Below are 17,293 nucleotides of genomic sequence, written 5' to 3'. Positions count from 1 at the left end.
TGTCAAGGCGGGAAAGCGTGCCTTGACACACCCGGTCGCCGACTGAAGGGATGGCTGGGATGAGGGGCGGGGGAGGTCTGGTGACGTCGTTGGCCAGGTTGCGCTCCCGGCCGCCGGTCCGCGTGTGGTTATGCCGTGGCTGCCTTGCGCCCTCGGCCGCCGGTCCGCAGGTGGCGACGCCGTGGCCGGCCTGCACCCCCGGCCGCCGGTTGGCGATGCCGTGGCTGCCTTGCGCCCCCCGGCCCCCGGCCGCCGGTCCGGAGGTGGCCTGTGGTCGGCCGCCGCTGCGATCGCCGGTTCACAGCCCCAACCCGGCTCGCGTCCCCGGCCGCCGGCCTGCGGGAGGCGATGCCGTGGCCAGCTCGCGCCTCCAGCCGCCGGTTCGCGGCGCCCCAACCTGGCTTGCGCCCCCGGCCGCCGGTCCGAAGGCGGCCGCCCCCCACCACCACCGCAGTCAAACCGAGTTGGCCAGATGCGCCAAGGCCGACCGCAGCACCTGCCGCACCTCCGGTGGCAGCCCCGCCAGCTTTCGGTCCTCCACCTCCCGGATCGCGGACCGGACCGCCGCGTGCCGGGTGGCTCCCTCCCGCGTCAAGTGGACCACCCTCGCCCGGCGGTCGGCCGGGTCCGGCTCACGGACCACCAAGCCTTCCGCCTCGAGCGCGTCCAGCAACGCGATCAAGCGGGTCTTGTCGTAGCGGATCTGCTGGGCCAAGACCAGCTGGCTGGGCGCCGATCCGGCGGCCAGGGCCGTCAGCACCACGTATTGCCACATCGAGAGGCCGTGCCTCTCCAGCACCGGCCGCTCGGCTTCGGCCAGGTTGCGGCCCGCCCCGGCGCAGAGGGCTCCGAGATCGTCGTCCTCGTTCACCGGTGGGATTTTACGCGTCGACAAATCATACGCAGGTGCGTATCGTTTCCGGCATGACACTGGGACGCGCCGAAACCCGCACCATCTCCGTCGCCGCTTCGCCCGCGCGGGTCGTCGAATACCTCGCCGATCCTCGACACCTGCCTGAATGGGCGCCCGGGTTCGCCAGCGCCGTCGACCACGAGCACGACGACATCTGGCGCGTCCACACCGAACGCGGCCCGCAGAGGGTCTCCGTGCGGGTCGCGGCCGAGCACGGGGTCGTCGACGTCGTCAGCGCCGACTCCCCCACCCTGGGCCTGTTCACCCGCGTGGTGCCGAACCTGGCCGGCGCCGAACTGATCTTCAGCCTGTTCTTCCCCCCGGACACCGACCCGTCGGCGGTCGACGCGCAGATGGCGGTCGTCGGCGAGGAACTGCGGGCCGTGCGCGAGCGCGTCGAGAGCCACCGGTGAGGAGGGAAGACCCGCGAGTCAGCCCGCCGCGCAGAGGACGCCGTTCAGGGTGAACGCCGTCGGCAGGATGTTCGGCCCGCTGTAGTCGGCCGTGAACCCGACGTCCACCCCGGCCGCCGGTGGGGCCGACGACGAGACCGTCACCGTCGTGCCGTTCTGCGCCCAGGTTCCGCTCCAGCCGCCGGTGAGCTTCTGCCGGGCGGTCGGCCAGGTGAACGTCAGCGTCCAGTCCCCCACCACGCCGGTGCCCGTGAGGTGGATGCCGCCGACGAAACCGCTCGCCCAGTCGGTGCTGTCGGTCAGCCGGACCGTGCAACTGCTCGACGCCGGCGCGCCGGTCGTCAACGTCAGCGGCGGGGAGGCCGCGGACACGTTGCCGGCCGTGTCGCGCGCCAGGACGTTGACCGTGTACCGGCGACCCGGCACCAGGTTCCCGACGCCCAAGGACGTGCCGGTGGTCTCGCCCCACTGCTCGCTCACCGCGCCGACCTGCCGGTAGACCTCGTACTTCGCGATCGGGTGGGCGCCGGGCGCGGCCGCGGGCCAGCTGATCGTCGCCGTCCGGTCGGTCGCCGTGCCGGTCGGCTGCCCGGGCTTCCCGGGGGCGGCGGCCGCCGCGGTCGCGGGGTGCAGCACCACCGTGGTCAGCGAATACGGTGGCAGCGTCTGGGACGTGCTCGCGCCGGTCGTGGCACTACCGATGGACGTCGCGCCGTTGGTCAAGGTGAACACCTGCGGCGCGCCCGCGGCCGGCGTGTAGCCCGCGTAGTCCAGCGTGACCGCCCTGGCCTGGTCGGGGTCCTTGTTGAGCAGCAGCACGGCGAGGTCGCCGTTCGGGCGGCGGACGGCGTGCGCGCCGATGAGCGGGTCGTCGGCCGCTGCGCGGACGAACTGGTCGCCGGGATGCGCGAAGGTGCTCAGCATCTTCAGGCCGTAGTAGGGCGCGAACGGGGTGTTGAGCGGGGGTTCGCAGCCGCCGCCGTCCAGGCACGTGCCGCTGGAGAGCAGGCCGCCGTCGCCGTAGTCCGGGTAACCGGCCACTGTGGACAGTTTGGTCGGCCCGTTGTGCGTGTCCCACCAGTCGATCGTGAACACGCCGTTCGCCAGCAGCGAGCTGTAGGTGTCGGCGGCGAACAGGGCGCCGGGCTGGGTGTTCATGCCGACCGGCGTGTTGGTTTCGGTCATCGAGATGCCGATGCGGCCGGAGTTCGGGCCCGCGTACCGGGCGATCTGCTCGCGCGTCAGGTAGATCATGTCGTCGATCTGCTCCGGCTTGGCGAGCGCCTCCGCCGCCGTCGAGCCGGTGGGGTACCAGTGCAGGACGACGAAGTCGATGTGCGGGCCCGCGATCGAGAGCACGGTCTGGTTCCAGCTCGCCGTGTCACCGGCACCGACGATGGCGTCGGGCCAGTTCGCCGGGGTCGTCAGCACCGCCCCGATCTTCACCGACGGGTCGGCGGCCTTCATCGCGTCGGCGTAGGCGACGACGCCGTTGGCGTAGCCGGTCGGGCTCTTGTCCGCGTGGTTGTCGGCTTCCCAGTTCGCGCCGTAGTGCCCGTTGCCGTACAGCTCGTTGCCGATCTCCCAGTACTTGACGCCATACCCCTTGGTGACGTTGGCGTACCGCACCCAGTCCGCGGCTTCCTCCGGGGTGCCGGTGCCGTAGTTGGCGATGATGATCGGCTGGGCCCCGGCTCTTCGGACGCCGCCCATGAAAGTGTCGAAATCGGTGTTCGGCGCCACGTACCCGCCCGGCGCGGTGTTGTCCTTCCAGTGGTAGATGTCGCCGTAGGACCCACCGGGGTAGCGCATCGTGCGGACACCGGCGGCGCCGAAGAGGTCGGCCACCTCGTCGGTCCCCAGCTGGCTGTCCCAGACGGCGTGGTTGATGCCGATCCCGGTGTCCGGCATGGTCGCCAGCCCGGCTCGGGCGTTGACGGTGACCGTCGCCGCGGGCGTGGTCGCCGCCCCGGCGGTGCCGGCGGCCGGAACGGCCGCGGCGAGCACGGCGATCACCGGCCACGCTGCCCAGCGCAGACGTCGAGCTGTCATGAAGGTCCATCCTCACTCGTCGGGCACGAACGGATGACTGGGAGCGCTCTCAGCGAGAGAACCACCGAGGGGGCCCGAAGTCAACGGAAGCACTCGAATTTTGAGGAACGATCGTTCTTGACCGATCGTTCCTCAAAAGGCTAGGGTTCCAGCATGGGCAGGCGGAGAGCGTTCGACGAGGACGAAGTGGTGCGCAGCGCCGTGAAGTTGTTCGGTGGCCGCGCGTACGACGGGGTGTCCGTCGACGACCTCGTGACCCACCTCGGCGTGCACCGCAACAGCCTGTACAAGACGTTCGGCAGCAAGCGCGGCCTCTACCTGATCGCCTTGCGTCGCCACCTCGCCGACGACGTCCGGCCGTTGACCGAAGCGCTCGCCGCGGCACCCGATGCCGCGACCGCGCTGCAGCTCGTCACCGCGGCCGACCTCGGCCTGCTGCTGCTCGCGGTCGTCGAACGGGCACCGGCCGACGAGGAGGTGGCCACCGAGGTGGCCGCGGCGCTGGCCGCCATCGACCAGGCGATCGCCGACGCGCTCGGCCTTTCCCCCGCCCTCGCCGCCGCCCTCACGGCGGCCGCGCTGGGCATCCTCCTGCGCGGCAACCCCGGCGGGGTCGGCGCCGCGCTCACCCAACGCTTCGATTCTTCCGACTGACAAAGGAAACCACCATGGCACTGGTCCACATCGACGGCGACGACCTCGTGGTCGTGATCGAGGGTCTCGACAAGCTCTGGGCATTCAAGAGCAGCCTCACCATCCCGCTGGCGAACGTCCGCGGCGCGACCGCGGACCCGGGCATCGCCGCCGATCCCAAGGGGATCCGCGCGCCGGGCGCCCACCTGCCCGGCGTGATCACGGCGGGCACGTTCCACCTCGACGGCGAAAAGGTCTTCTGGGACGTCAAAGACGCGTCGAAGGCGATCGTGATCGAACTCGCCGACGAGCGCTACGCCCGCCTGGTCCTCCAGGTCGACGACCCGCGCGAGACCGTCGCGCTGGTCGAGAACACCCTGGCCCGGAAGAAGTAGACCGATGATCCCCCACCTCGCCGCGGCCGTGCTGTCGCTGGCCGTCGTGACCGCCACCCCCGCCGAGGCGGCACCGCGTCTGGTGCCCGCCGCCGACCGCGAAGTCGTCTTCACCGTCGACGGAACGGCGACGTACGGCACCCTGCACATTCCCGCCCACCGTCCCGGGCAACGGCTGCGCGCCGCACTGCTGCTGCCCGGCAGCGGCCCCACCGACCGCGACGGCGACCAGCCATCCCACGCGACCCCGAACACCCTGGCGCAGGTGGCCGCCGCGCTCGGCAACGACCGGGTCGCCACCTTGCGGTTCGACAAGTACGGCACCGGCCGGACCGGGCTCGGCGCCTACCGCGATCACCCGGAAACGCTCGACTACCCGGCGTTCGTCCGGCAGGCCACGGCTGCCTACCGGGTGCTGCGCGACCAGCCGGAGACCGACCCGCAAGCGCTGATGGTCGTCGGGCACAGCGAGGGCGCGATGACCGCGCTGCTGCTCGGCGGCACCGCCCGCCCGCGCCCGGCCGGCGTGGGACTGCTGCAGCCGCAGGCGATCCGCCTGCTGGACCTGGTCGCGCTGCAACTGCACGCCCAGGTCGCCGATGCGGCCCGGCAGGGCCAGCTCACCCCGGAGCAGCGGAACACCATCGACGCGGCGATCGACGCCGCCGTCACCGCCCTACGCGAACACCGGCCGGTCGACCCCACCGGCCTGCCGCCCGCCGTCGCCCAGCTCTTCACGGCCTTCCAGGGCCCGAGCAGCCGGTTCGTGGACAGCGACGACGCCGTCTACCCGCCGGACACCGCGGCAGCCCTGCGGCCGGGGACCAGGGTGCTGCTGACCTGCGGCACCGAAGACGGCCAAGTCCCCTGCACCACAACGGATGCCCTGACCGCCGCGCTGCGCCGCGCCCACGCGGGCGGGCCGGGCCGGGTGCCCCTCTCCGGAGTGGATCACCTCCTGCACGACGCCGAGCACCAGGACAGCCTCGCCCCGGCCGTGCTCACGGCCCTGCGCCGGTTCGCCGGGTGACCTTCGGCGGCCGAAGCTTGTCAGACAGTTGTCTGATGCGGTTAGACTGTTGTCTATGAACGTGCGTGGTGGAACCGGCCCGGCTCGGCGGCGCACCCCCGGGCCGGAGGAGCGGCAGGTCGACGCCGAGCACACCCGGGCGGCGTTGCTCGATGCGGCGTTGCAGGAGTTCTCCGAGAAGGGATTCGCGGGGGCTCGGGTGCGGGACATCGCCGAGCGCGCCGGGGTCAGCAAGGACCTCATCGCCTACCACTTCGGCGGCAAGGAGGGCCTGTACCGGGCGGTGCAACGGGCCTGGCTGCACCGCCGCGACGGATTCGCCGAACCCGGCTTGCCGCTGGCCGAGAGCCTGGCGCGCTACCTGCACGACGCGTTGAGCGACCCCCGGCCGATGCGGCTGCTGGCCTGGCGCGGGCTGGCCAGTGCCGGGCAGGGGCCGCCCGACACGGGCGACGACGCCGGCTACCCCGATCCGGCCGGCCTGCGCCACCGGCAGGAACGCGGTGAGCTGGGCAGCGACCTCGATCCGGCCACCCTGCAGCTCCTCCTGCTCGGCGCGGTCGCTGCCCCCGTCGTGTTCGGCGACGTCGCTCACCGGCTGTTCGGTGTCCACCCCGGCGAGCCCGAATTCGAGAACCGCTACCGCGCCGGCTTGCAGGGGATCCTGCGTGCCCTGCGGGGGCCGGAAGAACAGGAAGACCAACGATGACGCTCACCCCGGAACAGATCGAGTACCTCACCAGCCAGACGCTCGGGCGGCTGGCCACTGTGGACCGCCATGGCGCCCCGCAGAACAACCCGGTCACCTTCCGCTACAACCCCGAACTGGGCACCATCGACATCGGCGGACACAACCTCGGTGCCAGTCGCAAGTTCCGCAACCTGGCCGCCAACAACCGGGCGGCGTTCGTCGTCGACGACATAGCTTCGTACCGACCGTGGCGCGTGCGCTGCCTGGAAATCCGCGGGCGCGCCGAAACACTCACGGACACCGAACCCCTTCGACCGGGATTCTCGGCCGAGCTGATCCGCATTCACCCCGACCGCGTCCTCGGCTTCGGGCTGACCGCCGACGGCGCAGCCGCACCGGAATGACGAGTCTCGGGTGCCAGGCGCGGCGAAGGCCATCCTGATCCGGCGGCGGGCAGAGGGTGGGCCGTGCCGCAGCTCGTCCTGATCGGCGCTGTGGTGGCCGGGGGCCGTCGGCCAGCGGCTCGCCGGGTGACCGGTCACCGGAAGTCGCGTGAGGGGCCGGTGCGCACCGCCAGTTCGAGGTTTTCGATTCGGTCGGCCACCAGCGTGACCACACCTTCGCTCGCCTGGACCTGCCCGCGGACGAGCAACGCGGCGCTCGTGCGGGCCACGAGCAGCTGCCGTCGCCACAGTCCCGGCGAGACCAGGACGTTGGCCATCCCGGTTTCGTCTTCGAGGTTGAGGAACGTGATGCCGCCGGCCGTCGCCGGGCGCTGGCGGTGGGTGACCGCTCCGCCCACCCACACGCGTGTTCCGTCTTCCGTCCGCATGAGCTCGGCGACCGTGATCGCGCCGCGCTCGTCCAACAGCTCGCGCAGGTACTCCACCGGGTGGCTGTCCGGGGAGACGCTCGTCGCCCACAGGTCCGCCGCCGTCACCTCCAGCCGGGTCATGCCGGGCAGCGCCGGGGCGTCGAGACCGGGTGCCAGGCCGGGCAGGTGACCCGGCCGGGTCGCCGCCGCCGCGCCGGCCGCCCACAGGTCCTGGCGCCGGTCGCCGCCGAAGCCGCTGAACGCCCCGGCCGTCGCCAGCGCCTCCGCGGCGTTCCTCTTCAGCCGCACCCGGCGGGTCAGGTCGCCGATGCTCGTATACGGTCCGTGCGCCTCCCGTTCGGCGACCACCAGCGTCGCCACGTCCTCGCCGAGGTGGCGGACCGCGGCGAGACCGAGCCGGAGCGCGACGCCGCCGGTGCTGGCGGCGTCCGGTTCCAGGGTGGCGCCGGCGAGGCTCGCGTTGATGTCCGGCTCGCGGACGCGGACGCCGTGGCGGCGGGCGTCGGCGACCAGCGATTGCGGGCTGTAGAAGCCCATCGGCTGCGCGCGCAGCAGCCCGGCGCAGAACGCGGCCGGGTAGTAGCGCTTGAACCACGCCGACGCGTACACGAGCAGCGCGAACGACATCGAGTGCGCTTCGGGGAAACCGTAGCCGGAGAAGGCGTGGATCTGCTCGAAGATCCGGGTGGCCAGCTCGCGGTCGAGGCCGTTGGCGGCACAGCCCCGGAAGAACCGCGCCATCAGGGCCTTCATCTTGGCGCTGGACCGCTTGGCGCCCATGGCCCGCCGCAGCTGGTCGGCCTCGGCGGCGGTGAACGAGGCGACGTCGACCGCCATCTGCATCACCTGCTCCTGGAACAGCGGCACGCCGAGGGTGCGGTCCAGTGACGCGGCCAGCAGCGGGTGCGCGTGTTCCCACTCCTCGTCGCCGCGGCGACGGCGGATGTAGGGGTGCACCGAGCCGCCCTGGATCGGGCCGGGCCGGATCAGCGCCACTTCGACGACCAGGTCGTAGAACTTCCGGGGCCGCAGCCGCGGCAGCGTGGCCAGCTGAGCCCGGGATTCCACCTGGAACACCCCGACGGCGTCGGCTTCGCAGAGCATGTCGTAGACCGCCGGGTCGGCGAGGTCCAGCTTCCCGATGTCCACAGTGGATCCGTGGTGCTCGGCGACGAGGTCGATCATGTGGTGCAGCGCGGAGAGCATGCCGAGGCCGAGCAGGTCGAACTTGACCAGCCCGACGGTCGCGCAGTCGTCCTTGTCCCACTGCAGGATGCTGCGGTCCTTCATGGTCGCCCACTCGACCGGGACCACTTCGGACACCGGCTGCTTCGAAAGCACCATGCCGCCGGAGTGGATGCCGAGGTGGCGCGGGAAGTCCTCGATCCGCGCGGCCAGGTCGAGGACGTCGTCCGGGATCGACCCGGCCGCCTGCTGCCTGGTCGCGGCGACGCCGCCCCAGCGGTCGACGAGTTTCCCGTAGGCGTCCTGCTGCCCGGGGCTGTGGCCGAGCGCCTTCGCCGCGTCGCGGATCGCCGAGGGCGCGCGGTAGGTGATGACGTTGGCGACCTGCGCGGCGTGGAACCGGCCGTGTTTCTCGTAGACGTACTGGATGGCTTCCTCGCGGCGGCCGGACTCGATGTCGACGTCGATGTCCGGCGGCCCGTCCCGCTCCGGCGCGAGGAACCGCTCGAACAGCAGGTTCCACCGCACCGGGTCGGCGTGACAGATCTCCAGGGCGTAGCAGACCGCGGAGTTCGCGGCCGATCCGCGGCCCTGGCACAGGATGTCCGCCTCCCGGCAGAACCGGACGATGTCCCAGACGACGAGGAAGTAGCCGGGGAAGCCGAGCTTGCCGATGACGGCGAGTTCGTGCTCGAGCTGGGCATAGGCCTTCGGGTTCTCCTCGCGCGTGCCGTAGCGCTTCCGCGCGCCCCGCCAGGTCAGCTCGGTCAGGAACGACATCTCGTCGTGCCCGGCCGGGACCGGGAACGGCGGCAGGTCCGGCGCGACCAGCTGCAGGTCGAACGCCACTTCGACGCCCAGGACCGCGGCCCGGCCGACCGCGCCCGGGTAGCGGCGCTCGAAGCGGCGCCGCTGCTCCATCCCGGACCGCAGGAACGCCTGTCCCGACGGCGGCCGCCACCCGTCGAGGTCCTCGGCCGACCGCCGGGCCCGGACGGCGGCGACCGCGTCCGCCACGACGGCGTCTTCCGGGCGGGCGTAGTGCACGTTGTTGGACACCACCGTCGGGAGCCGGAGGTCCTTGGCGAGCGCGTCGAGGAGGTCGTTGGCGGCTTCGTCGGCAGGCAGCCGGTGGTCGATCAGCTCGACGGCGACGTGCGACCGCCCGAACCGGTCCACGAGCCGGGCCAGCTCGGCCCGCGCGGCGGCCGGGCCCTGCCGCGCGAGCGCCTGCCGGACGGCCCCCTTGCGGCAGCCGGTGAGGACGACGACGTGCCCGGCCAGCTCGTCGGCGAGCTCGTCGAAGTCGTAGACGGGCCGTCCCTTCTCCCCGCCGGCGAGCTGGGCGCGGGAGATGACGCGGCACAGCCGGTGGTAGCCGGTCTGCTGCCGGGCGAGCACGAGCAGGTGCGACCCGGCCGGATCGGGCACCCCGCCCTGCGGCGCGGGCAGCCCGAGCGAAAGCTCGGCCCCGAACCCGACCCGCACCCCGAGCTCCCGCGCGGCGTCGTTGAACCGGACGGCGCCGTACAGGCCGTCGTGGTCGGTGAGGACGAGCGCGTCGAGCTCGAGCCGCGCGGCCTCCTCGACGAGCGTCTCGGGGTGCGAGGCGCCGTCGAGGAAGCTGAAGTTGGAGTGGACGTGCAGCTCGGCGTAGGGCGCCCGGATCCGGTCGCCGCCGTCGTCGCGGCCACGCCGGTCCACGAGATCGGGCGGCGCACCGGCGTAGCCCTCACGCTTGCGCGACCACGCGGGGGCGTCGCTGCCGTCCCCGGGAACGGGCGGCCGCCCGGAGGCGATCCGCTCCACTTCGGACCACGGCACACGCGGATTGTTGAACGCCAAAGCAGGCTCCCACCGATTTCGCTGTGGGGAAGCCAGCGACTACTGTTCGAACACACGATCGACCACTGTGGTCCGATCCTGCGCCGGGCGCGCGGCCGGTGTCAACTGTGGACGGACCGGAGTCACCTCGGTCACAGCACCCGTTCGACCGTGAACGCCCGGGTCAGCCGCACCGTCATCCGCCGGTGGCGCAACCCGGCGTCGACGACGTCGACGGCCGCCCACTCGACGGTGGTGACGACCTCGCGGACCACGCGCGGGGCCGCCGCCGCGCGGGCGGGCGGCGCGGTCGCCACGACCGCCGCGGCGCTCAGCAGCACCGCCGCGAGCCGGCGCGCGGGCTTCGCGGTCAAGGCCGGCCGCGGCACACGGATCCGGCCTTCGTGCTGGTTCCCATCGTGGTTCTCCCCTCGCCGGTCCGCACTCGGCCGGCGACGGGAGCCTGGCAGCGTTCACTGCAACCGCACTGCAGTCTTACGGAACGTCGCCGGTCGGAGGTACCCTCGCCGTGGGGAGGGGGCGATTTGCGTGCCTGATGTCCGATTCGGCGTGCTCGGGCCGATCACGGCCTGGCGCGGCGCGGCCCCGGTCGAGGTGGGGTCCGCCAAGTGCCTCCGGGTGCTCGGGGTGCTGCTGCTGCACGCGAACCGGCGGGTGGACCGCGAGCAGATCATCGAGGGTGCCTGGGGCGCGAAGCCGCCGCGGAGCGCGGTCAACCTCGTCCAGAAGTACGTCGGTGACGTGCGCCGGTCACTGGAACTCGACGACGGCTCGCTGCAGACCGTCGGCACCGGGTACCTGCTGCGGGTGGCCCCCGGCCGGCTCGACAGCGACCGGTTCGCGGCCGGGCTCGACCGGGCGCGCGAAACCCGCGGCGACGGGGACCTGACCGCCGCCCGGCAGCACCTGGCCGAGGCGATGACGCTGTGGCGCGGGCCCGCCTTCAGCGGCATCGACACCCCGGCCGCCGCCACCGAACGCGCCCGGCTGGACGAGTACCGCCTCGGCGCGCTGGAAGACCTCGCCGAGCTCGACCTGCTGCGCGGGGAGCACGCGCCGGCCATCCCCGAGCTGTCCCGGGTCATCGGCGAGCACCCGTACCGCGAACGCGCGCGGGAGCTGCTCATGCTCGCGCTCTACCGCAGCGGCCGCCAAGGCGACGCGCTCGCCGTCTTCGACGACATCCGGCGGCTGCTGGCCGAGGAGCTCGGCGCCAACCCCGGGCCCGGCCTGCAGCGCGTGCATGCCCGGATCCTGCGCGCGGACCCCGCGCTCGACCTGGTCACCCACGAGCGACCACGGCCGATCGCGCAGCTGCCCGCCGACATCCCCGACTTCACCGGCCGGGCCGGCCCGCTGGGCGAGCTGCTGGACCTGCTGGCCGGGCGCCGGGTGGTGGTCGTCGCCGGCGCGCCCGGGACCGGGAAGTCGGCGCTCGCCGTGCGCGCGCTCCACGACGCCCGCGACGAGTTCCCCGACGGCCAGCTCTACCTCGACCTCGCCGGCACCTCCGCGGTCCCGCGCGACCCGGCGGTGCTGCTGGCCGAACTGCTGCGCGCACTCGGCGTCACTGATGCGGTCATGCCGCCCGGCCTGCACGAACGGGCCGCGCTCTACCGGTCGCGGCTGGCCGGTCGCCGGATGCTGGTGCTGCTCGACGACGCCGCCGGTGCCCAGCAGGTGCGGCCGCTGCTGCCGCCGTCCGGGGGCTGCGCGGTGGTCGTCACCAGCCGGCACCGGCTGGCGGACCTGGCCGGCGCCGAGCACGTCGAGCTGGACGTGCTGTCCACCGAAGACGCCCTCGCCCTCTTCGCCCGCATCGCCGGAGCGGAACGCGTCGAGCGGGAACCGGAGCAGGCCGAGGAGATCGTCCGGTTGTGCGGCCGGCTCCCGCTGGCCATCCGGATCACCGGGGCGAAGCTCGCGAGCCGGCGGGCGTGGACCCTGCAGGTGCTGCGCGATCGCCTGGCGGACGAGTCCCGGCAGCTGCGCGAGCTGCGGGTCGGCGACCTCGACGTGCGGGCCAACTTCGACCTGAGCCTGCGGCTGCTTCCCGAGGACGCCGTCCGGGCGTTCCGGCTGCTGGGGTTGCTGGGCGCGGAAACGCTCCCGGCGTGGGTGATCGGCCCCCTGCTGGGCCGGCACGTCCCGGACGACGTGCTGGACGCGCTGGTCGACGCCTACCTCGTGCGCCTGGTGACGACCGACCGCGCCGGCCAGCCGCGGTACCGGCTGCACGACCTGTTGCGCGCGTACGCGTCGGAAGGCGCGCAGGAGCACTACTCGCTCGAGGACCGCCGGGCGGCGGTGGAGCGGGTCCTGGCCGCGTGGCTCGCCCTCGCCGAGCAGGCCCGCGACCTGTGCTACCCCAGCCTCTTCCGGCCGACCCCGGGCCGCTCGCCGCGCTGGGCCCCGGACCACACGGTCGTCGACCCCATCACCTGGTTCGACGCCGAACGCGGGACGCTGCTGCGGGCGATCGAACTCGCGGCGGCCTGGGGCCTGGACGAGGCGGCCTGGGAACTGGCGGTCGCCGCGGTGCCGTACTACGACCACCGCAGCCTGTACCAGGACTGGAACCGCAGCCACCGGATCGCGCTGGACGCCACCGTCGCGGCCGGCAACACCCACGGCGAAGCGGCGTTGCTGCAAGGGCTGGGCCAGGTGCACATCTACCTGGACGAGATGACCGAAGCCCGCAACGACCTGCACCGGTGCGTGAAGCTGTACCAGTCCATCGGCGACCGGCGCGGCGAAGGCCTCGCGCTCGCGAGCCTGGGCACGGTGCACCGCGTCCGCGGCGAACTCGACGCGGCGCTGGCCGTCGACAAGGAGGCGCTGGAGCACGTGGTGGCCGCCGGACACGGCCAGGCGGAGGCCCAGCTCCGGACGGCCATCGGCATCATCGGCTTCGAGCAGGGAGCCGGCGACGCGGGCCCGTGGATCGAGGAGGGCTTGCGGATCGCCCGCCGCCTCGGAGACCGCCACCGCCAGGCGGTGATCCTCCGCACCCTCAGCCGCTACCACCTGGAGACGGGCGACACCCCGGCGGCGCTGCGCAGCCTCACCGAAGCGTTGACGATCTTCAGTGAAATCAGCGACGAGCGCTGCGGAGCGCACACCGACCAGCGGCTCGGCGCAATCCACGCGGAGCTGGGCGACCGGGTGAGGGCGGAGTCGGCCCTCCAACGCGCGGCACACGTGTTCCGCGCCAACGGCGACCGCAGCAACGAGGCGGCGTGCTGGCAGCAGCTGGGCGAGCTCGAGAGGGATCTGGGAGACCCGGCCGCCGCCCGGCGTCACCTGGGGTTGGCGGTGGAACTGTGGCGGGCGGTCGGTCTGCCGGAGCGGGCGGAAGAGGTGGCGGCCACGTTGCCCGGAACGGCCGGCTGACGCCGGCGTTCGGTGTGGCCTTGGCGACCGAGCTGCGGCAGGTCTGCCAGCCGACACCGGCGCCGACCTGCCCGAGCGGCCAAGCTGCGGTAGCCCCGACGCCAGCCTCGCGGTCGCCCTCTCCGAGCAGGCAAGCTGCGGCAGACCCGCCGCCGACCTGCCCGAGCGCGCCGGCCACCCACCCGCGGCCAACCGCCACCCCAACCTGGCGGCCGAGCTGCGGCAGGCAGCCGGCGTCGCTAGTCGTAGCAGCCCTCGACCGTCCACTGTGGATTCTCGCCGATCGTGGCGCTGAGCAGCAGGGCGATGTCGCCGTCCTCCGCCGTGTCGCCTTCCAGGACCACCTGGACCCGGGCCAGGGGCCGCTCGCCGCGGCGGCCGGGGAGGACCGGGTGGACCACCCAGGGGCCGGCCGAGCCGATGACGCGGCGGGGCGGTCCCCCGTCGACGGCGACCGTCGATGGCGGGTAGCCGAGTTCGCCGCGGGTGGTGCAGCGGACGACGTCGCCGACCGCGTCGAGCACCTCGGCCGGCACCGGGCGCGGCGGGATGACCGTCGGCGAGGGCGCGGGGAGCCGTCCCGGCCAGGGGCGGTCCTCGGCGAGCGGGCGGCGCGGCTCGCCCCACGGGATGAGCCGGACGCGTTCGCCCGGGCCGCGGCCGCCGTCCAGCAGCGGGGTGACGACCGCGTCCGGGCCCAGCAGGCCCTGGATGCGGACCAGGGCGCGGCCGGCGCGTTCGGCGGCGTCGGCGTCGCGGCCCACCGAACCGAGCTGCAGCTGCAGGGCCTGGCCGCCGACGACCTCCTCGGGGTCGAGGCGCAACCGGACGATGCCGGCGGTCGGCCGGTCCCGCGCGGTGAGCCAGCCTTCGCACTGCCACCGCACGCGGTCGGCGGTCGCGCGGGCGGTGAGGGGTTCGGCGCAGCGCCAGACGCGTACGCGCTCTTCGCCGGCTTCGGTGACGGCGACGATCGCCAGGCGCGTACACGCGAGACCGTGGTTCGCAAGCCCGGCGAAGAAACGTTCGCCGAGGGTCTTCGCGACGAAGGCGGCTTCGTCGACCCGGTGCAGCGGTTCGTCGAAGGTTTCGGTGACGGCGAGGTCCGGCGGCAGGGCGCGCCGCAGCGGCGGGCGTTCGGAGAGGCCGCGGGCGAGCCGGTGGGCGACGATGGCGTCCTTCGGGAACCGGCCGGCGACGTCGCGTTCGGCCAGCGCGGCGAACGCGCCGAGGGTGCGCAGCCCAAGCCGTTTGAGCAGGTCGACGAGCTCGCCGCGGTCCTCACCGGGCTGGTTCAGCTCGGCGATCGAGAGCGGCGCGAGGAACTCTTTCGTCCGGCCACGCGCAACGAGCGCGGACCGCCGGGCGGCGAGGGTGGCGGCGAACAGCCCGTCGGCGACCCCGACCTGGCATTCGACCCCGGCCCGCGCGGCGACTTCGTCGATGAGCAGCTCGGCCAGCGCGGCCTCGCCGCCGAAGTACCCGGAGGCACCGTCGACGGGCACGGCCACCAGCCCGGGCCGCACGACTTCCACCCCGACGGCCTGCGCTTCGACGGCGGCGGCGACGGGTTCGAACAGCCGGGCATCGCGATCGGGATCGTGCTGGTGCACCACGAGTTCCGGACACCGCGACTGCGCATCCCGCCGCCGCATCCCGCGCCCGACGCCGTGCTGGCGCGCGGAAGCGGAGCAGGCCACGACGCGATTGGCGGAGAAAACGGCGGCGGGCAAGGTGGGCGGCGAACCGGCAGCGGCCCCGGCGGCGACGACGGGCCAGTCCGGGCACCACAGCACGAGCAACCGTGGCGCATCGGTCATCCGGCGGCCTGCTCCTGCCGCGGGAGCTCGGTCACCACGGGGAAAGCGCGCCCGGACGGGTGCGGCACAGCGCCGACGCCGATGTCGCCGCGCGAGACCGCGCCGCGCGTGATTCGGGCCGGAACTCGCGTGGTTCGGGCCGGCCCCACGGGCTCAAGGCAGGAACCCGCCTGCCCCAAGCCGAAACCACCGCCTCGGCCGGGCCCACCTCACCCGGCCACCTCGACCAGCCGGCGCCCCGGCGAGGGGTTCCCCGCCAGTGCTCCTTCCGGGCCCGGCAACACCAACCCCACCGACAACGGGCGGGCCGCCGCGCCTCGCCCCCGGCTTGTGGCCACCACGTTGCGGGCGCTCAAGTGACCGTGGCCGTCCTGGGTGAGGCCGTGCCAGCGGCGGCCCGAGACCTTCAGCTCCACGTCCGCTCCCGGCCAGGCGCCCGCCGTCAGCAGCACCGTCCCCCGGTTGCGGACCCGGCCCGCCAGCCTGCGCGCCGTCTGCGGCTGGACCGACGCCGACCGGCCGAGGACCACCACGTCGAAGCCGTCCACCAGCGCCGACACCACCGCCACCAGCTCCGCGCCCGGCTCCGGCACCAGTGCGATGCGGTCCAGGTCGACGCCGAGTTCGGCGGCCGCCGCCAGGCCCAGTTCCGGGAGGCCCGTCACCGCCGCCCAGGAGCCGTCGCGGGTGGCCGCCGCCAGCAGCGCCAGGACCAAGGATGTCGCTCCGCGCACCGAAACCGTGCTGCCGCGCCGGAGCCCTCCGCCGGGGAGAAGAGCCGCCAGCTCCGGCAGCACCGTGAGCGTCGGCTTGCTCAGCTCCGCCGCCGTGCGGACCCCCGGAATGGCCGTGAGCGCTTCCGCCACCGCCGCTCACCTCCAGCACCACGTACTCGTACCGGAAACCCTGCCGGCGAACCAATCATCGAACACTTGTTCGCATACTGCGAGATGCGGCGGCCCGCTGTCAAGCCGGGGACCACGTCCGGGGGAGGACGCCGCTGACGTACCGGACGTCGCCCGTGCGCAGGTCGTCGTCTCCCAGGGGCGCGAGGCCGTGCGCGGCGAGCAGCTCGCGGACGGTGTTCCCGGTCAGCACCCAGCCGCGCGCGGCCAGGTAGGGCTCGGCTTCGTTGCGTTCACCGAAATAGCGCAGCCTCGCCATGTCCGTGTCGAAGCCCTGCTCGCGCCAGCGCCCGGAGATCCGGTCCAGGCCCGCCTTCGTCCCGGCCTCGTCACCCGGCCGCGGGTTGGGCCGGTTTTCCGTCGCGACGCGGCTGCCCGGCGCGCTGAGTTCGGTGATCGTGTCCAGCAGCCGGTCCTGCGCCTCCGGCGGCAGGTACCCCAGCAGGCCTTCGGCGCTCCACGCGGTCGGCCGCGCCGGGTCGAAGCCGGCCGCGCGCAGCGCCGCGGGCCAGTCCTCGCGCAGGTCGGCCGGCACCACCCGCCGGTCGGCGGCGGGCTCGGCGCCCAGGCCGGCCAGGGTGCGGGTCTTGAACTCGAGGACCTCCGGCCGGTCGATCTCGTACACGACGGTCCCGGCCGGCCACGGCAGCCGGTACGCGCGCGAATCCAGTCCCGAGGCCAGGATCACGGCCTGCGGGAGGCGCGCCTCGCGGAAGAACTCGTCGTAGAACTTCGTCCGCACCTTGGCCACGTCGATCCACACCGGCGCGACCAGCTCGCCGGGCGCCGCTTCGCCGCTCGCCAGCCGGGTGAGCAGGTCGACGCCGACCGCCCGGACGAGCGGCTCGGCGAACCGGTCGTCGATCAGCGCCGGGTCCGCGCGCGTCGCCATCGCCCGCGCCGCCGCGGCCATCGTGGCGGTCGCGCCGACGCTCGACACCAGGTCCCAGGTGTCACCGTCGTGCCGGGCGGTCACGCCTGCACCACCCGGCTCACGAGCCACGCGTGCGTGCCGAGCTGCCGTCCGTGGGCGAACCCGAGCTCCTCGAAGAGTTCCACCAGGCACCAGCAGCCGCCGAAGAGGCCGTTGTTGCGTTCGAACGCCGCCCACGGCGAGGCGTCGAGCGGCCGGACGGTGTGCGTCATCCCGCGATTCTGCCCGAAAGCCGGGTGCGCGTCCTCG

Annotated in this window: 15 protein-coding genes; 7 read left to right on the top strand and 8 right to left on the bottom strand. The window is 73.6% G+C overall.

The annotated features are described in order from the left end of the window. Window positions 1-454: 454 nt before the first annotated feature. Window positions 455-871 carry a MarR family winged helix-turn-helix transcriptional regulator gene (locus ACWDN5_RS28620; protein ID WP_310967459.1) on the bottom strand — a complete coding sequence of 139 codons (417 nt, stop codon included), beginning with the start codon at window positions 869-871 and terminating at the stop codon, window positions 455-457. Window positions 872-924: 53 nt separating this feature from the next. Between ACWDN5_RS28620 and ACWDN5_RS28615 the strand changes: the two genes are divergently transcribed. Beyond that, entirely contained in the window at window positions 925-1,326 is a 402-nt protein-coding gene (locus tag ACWDN5_RS28615) for an SRPBCC family protein (protein ID WP_449678453.1), read from the top strand. An 18-nt stretch (window positions 1,327-1,344) separates the two neighbouring features. Here ACWDN5_RS28615 and ACWDN5_RS28610 read toward each other — a convergent pair whose 3' ends face one another. Further along, window positions 1,345-3,378 carry a cellulose binding domain-containing protein gene (locus ACWDN5_RS28610; RefSeq protein ID WP_449678452.1) on the bottom strand — a complete coding sequence of 678 codons (2,034 nt, stop codon included), beginning with the start codon at window positions 3,376-3,378 and terminating at the stop codon, window positions 1,345-1,347. A 153-nt stretch (window positions 3,379-3,531) separates the two neighbouring features. Here ACWDN5_RS28610 and ACWDN5_RS28605 point away from each other — a divergent pair, with 153 nt between their 5' ends. From ACWDN5_RS28605 to ACWDN5_RS28585, 5 genes are read left to right on the top strand one after another with little or no spacing between them, the layout of a single operon-like run. Then, a complete protein-coding gene (locus ACWDN5_RS28605) occupies window positions 3,532-4,032 on the top strand; it encodes a TetR/AcrR family transcriptional regulator (protein ID WP_310967455.1) in 501 nt (166 codons plus the stop codon). Window positions 4,033-4,046: 14 nt separating this feature from the next. Then, entirely contained in the window at window positions 4,047-4,406 is a 360-nt protein-coding gene (locus ACWDN5_RS28600; protein WP_449678451.1) for a hypothetical protein, read from the top strand. Between the two features lie 4 nt (window positions 4,407-4,410). Continuing rightward, window positions 4,411-5,436 carry an alpha/beta hydrolase family protein gene (locus ACWDN5_RS28595; RefSeq protein ID WP_449678450.1) on the top strand — a complete coding sequence of 342 codons (1,026 nt, stop codon included), beginning with the start codon at window positions 4,411-4,413 and terminating at the stop codon, window positions 5,434-5,436. 55 nt (window positions 5,437-5,491) lie between these two features. Beyond that, a complete protein-coding gene (locus ACWDN5_RS28590; RefSeq protein ID WP_449678449.1) occupies window positions 5,492-6,145 on the top strand; it encodes a TetR/AcrR family transcriptional regulator in 654 nt (217 codons plus the stop codon). Next, entirely contained in the window at window positions 6,142-6,531 is a 390-nt protein-coding gene (locus ACWDN5_RS28585; RefSeq protein ID WP_449678448.1) for a PPOX class F420-dependent oxidoreductase, read from the top strand. The genes ACWDN5_RS28590 and ACWDN5_RS28585 overlap by 4 nt, the downstream gene beginning before the upstream one ends. Before the next feature lie 134 nt (window positions 6,532-6,665). Here ACWDN5_RS28585 and ACWDN5_RS28580 read toward each other — a convergent pair whose 3' ends face one another. Both ACWDN5_RS28580 and ACWDN5_RS28575 read right to left on the bottom strand, forming a co-directional pair. Beyond that, complete coding sequence (locus tag ACWDN5_RS28580; RefSeq protein ID WP_449678447.1) at window positions 6,666-9,992, bottom strand: error-prone DNA polymerase; 3,327 nt, start codon at window positions 9,990-9,992, stop codon at window positions 6,666-6,668. Window positions 9,993-10,123: 131 nt separating this feature from the next. Beyond that, a complete protein-coding gene (locus ACWDN5_RS28575; protein WP_449678446.1) occupies window positions 10,124-10,345 on the bottom strand; it encodes a hypothetical protein in 222 nt (73 codons plus the stop codon). Between the two features lie 175 nt (window positions 10,346-10,520). On the opposite strand from ACWDN5_RS28575, the gene ACWDN5_RS28570 reads away from it, so the two are divergent. Next, entirely contained in the window at window positions 10,521-13,385 is a 2,865-nt protein-coding gene (locus ACWDN5_RS28570; RefSeq protein WP_449678445.1) for a BTAD domain-containing putative transcriptional regulator, read from the top strand. Window positions 13,386-13,624: 239 nt separating this feature from the next. Here the strand turns inward: ACWDN5_RS28570 and ACWDN5_RS28565 are convergent, their stop codons facing one another. The 4 genes from ACWDN5_RS28565 to ACWDN5_RS28550 all read right to left on the bottom strand — a co-directional run bounded on the left by ACWDN5_RS28565 (window position 13,625) and on the right by ACWDN5_RS28550 (window position 17,256). After that, a complete protein-coding gene (locus ACWDN5_RS28565) occupies window positions 13,625-15,205 on the bottom strand; it encodes a DNA polymerase Y family protein (protein ID WP_310967443.1) in 1,581 nt (526 codons plus the stop codon). Between the two features lie 209 nt (window positions 15,206-15,414). Next, window positions 15,415-16,071 (bottom strand): hypothetical protein, encoded by a 657-nt coding sequence (locus ACWDN5_RS28560; RefSeq protein WP_449678444.1) that lies wholly within the window; start codon window positions 16,069-16,071, stop codon window positions 15,415-15,417. 100 nt (window positions 16,072-16,171) lie between these two features. Continuing rightward, complete coding sequence (locus ACWDN5_RS28555) at window positions 16,172-17,086, bottom strand: SAM-dependent methyltransferase (protein WP_449678443.1); 915 nt, start codon at window positions 17,084-17,086, stop codon at window positions 16,172-16,174. Beyond that, complete coding sequence (locus ACWDN5_RS28550) at window positions 17,083-17,256, bottom strand: hypothetical protein (protein ID WP_449678442.1); 174 nt, start codon at window positions 17,254-17,256, stop codon at window positions 17,083-17,085. Before ACWDN5_RS28550 ends, ACWDN5_RS28555 begins: the two co-directional genes overlap by 4 nt. Window positions 17,257-17,293: the final 37 nt, after the last annotated feature.

The organism is Amycolatopsis sp. NPDC003731 (genome assembly GCF_053586895.1).
This window is presented reverse-complemented; position numbering and strand designations above follow the sequence as displayed.

Coding starts and splice junctions, on each gene's coding strand:
- ACWDN5_RS28550 (WP_449678442.1), bottom strand. CDS start 17,256: ATGACGCACACCGTCCGGCCGCTCGACGCCTCGCCGTGGGCGGCGTTC.
- ACWDN5_RS28615 (WP_449678453.1), top strand. CDS start 925: ATGACACTGGGACGCGCCGAAACCCGCACCATCTCCGTCGCCGCTTCG.
- ACWDN5_RS28590 (WP_449678449.1), top strand. CDS start 5,492: ATGAACGTGCGTGGTGGAACCGGCCCGGCTCGGCGGCGCACCCCCGGG.
- ACWDN5_RS28600 (WP_449678451.1), top strand. CDS start 4,047: ATGGCACTGGTCCACATCGACGGCGACGACCTCGTGGTCGTGATCGAG.
- ACWDN5_RS28610 (WP_449678452.1), bottom strand. CDS start 3,378: ATGACAGCTCGACGTCTGCGCTGGGCAGCGTGGCCGGTGATCGCCGTG.
- ACWDN5_RS28565 (WP_310967443.1), bottom strand. CDS start 15,205: ATGACCGATGCGCCACGGTTGCTCGTGCTGTGGTGCCCGGACTGGCCC.
- ACWDN5_RS28605 (WP_310967455.1), top strand. CDS start 3,532: ATGGGCAGGCGGAGAGCGTTCGACGAGGACGAAGTGGTGCGCAGCGCC.
- ACWDN5_RS28595 (WP_449678450.1), top strand. CDS start 4,411: ATGATCCCCCACCTCGCCGCGGCCGTGCTGTCGCTGGCCGTCGTGACC.
- ACWDN5_RS28585 (WP_449678448.1), top strand. CDS start 6,142: ATGACGCTCACCCCGGAACAGATCGAGTACCTCACCAGCCAGACGCTC.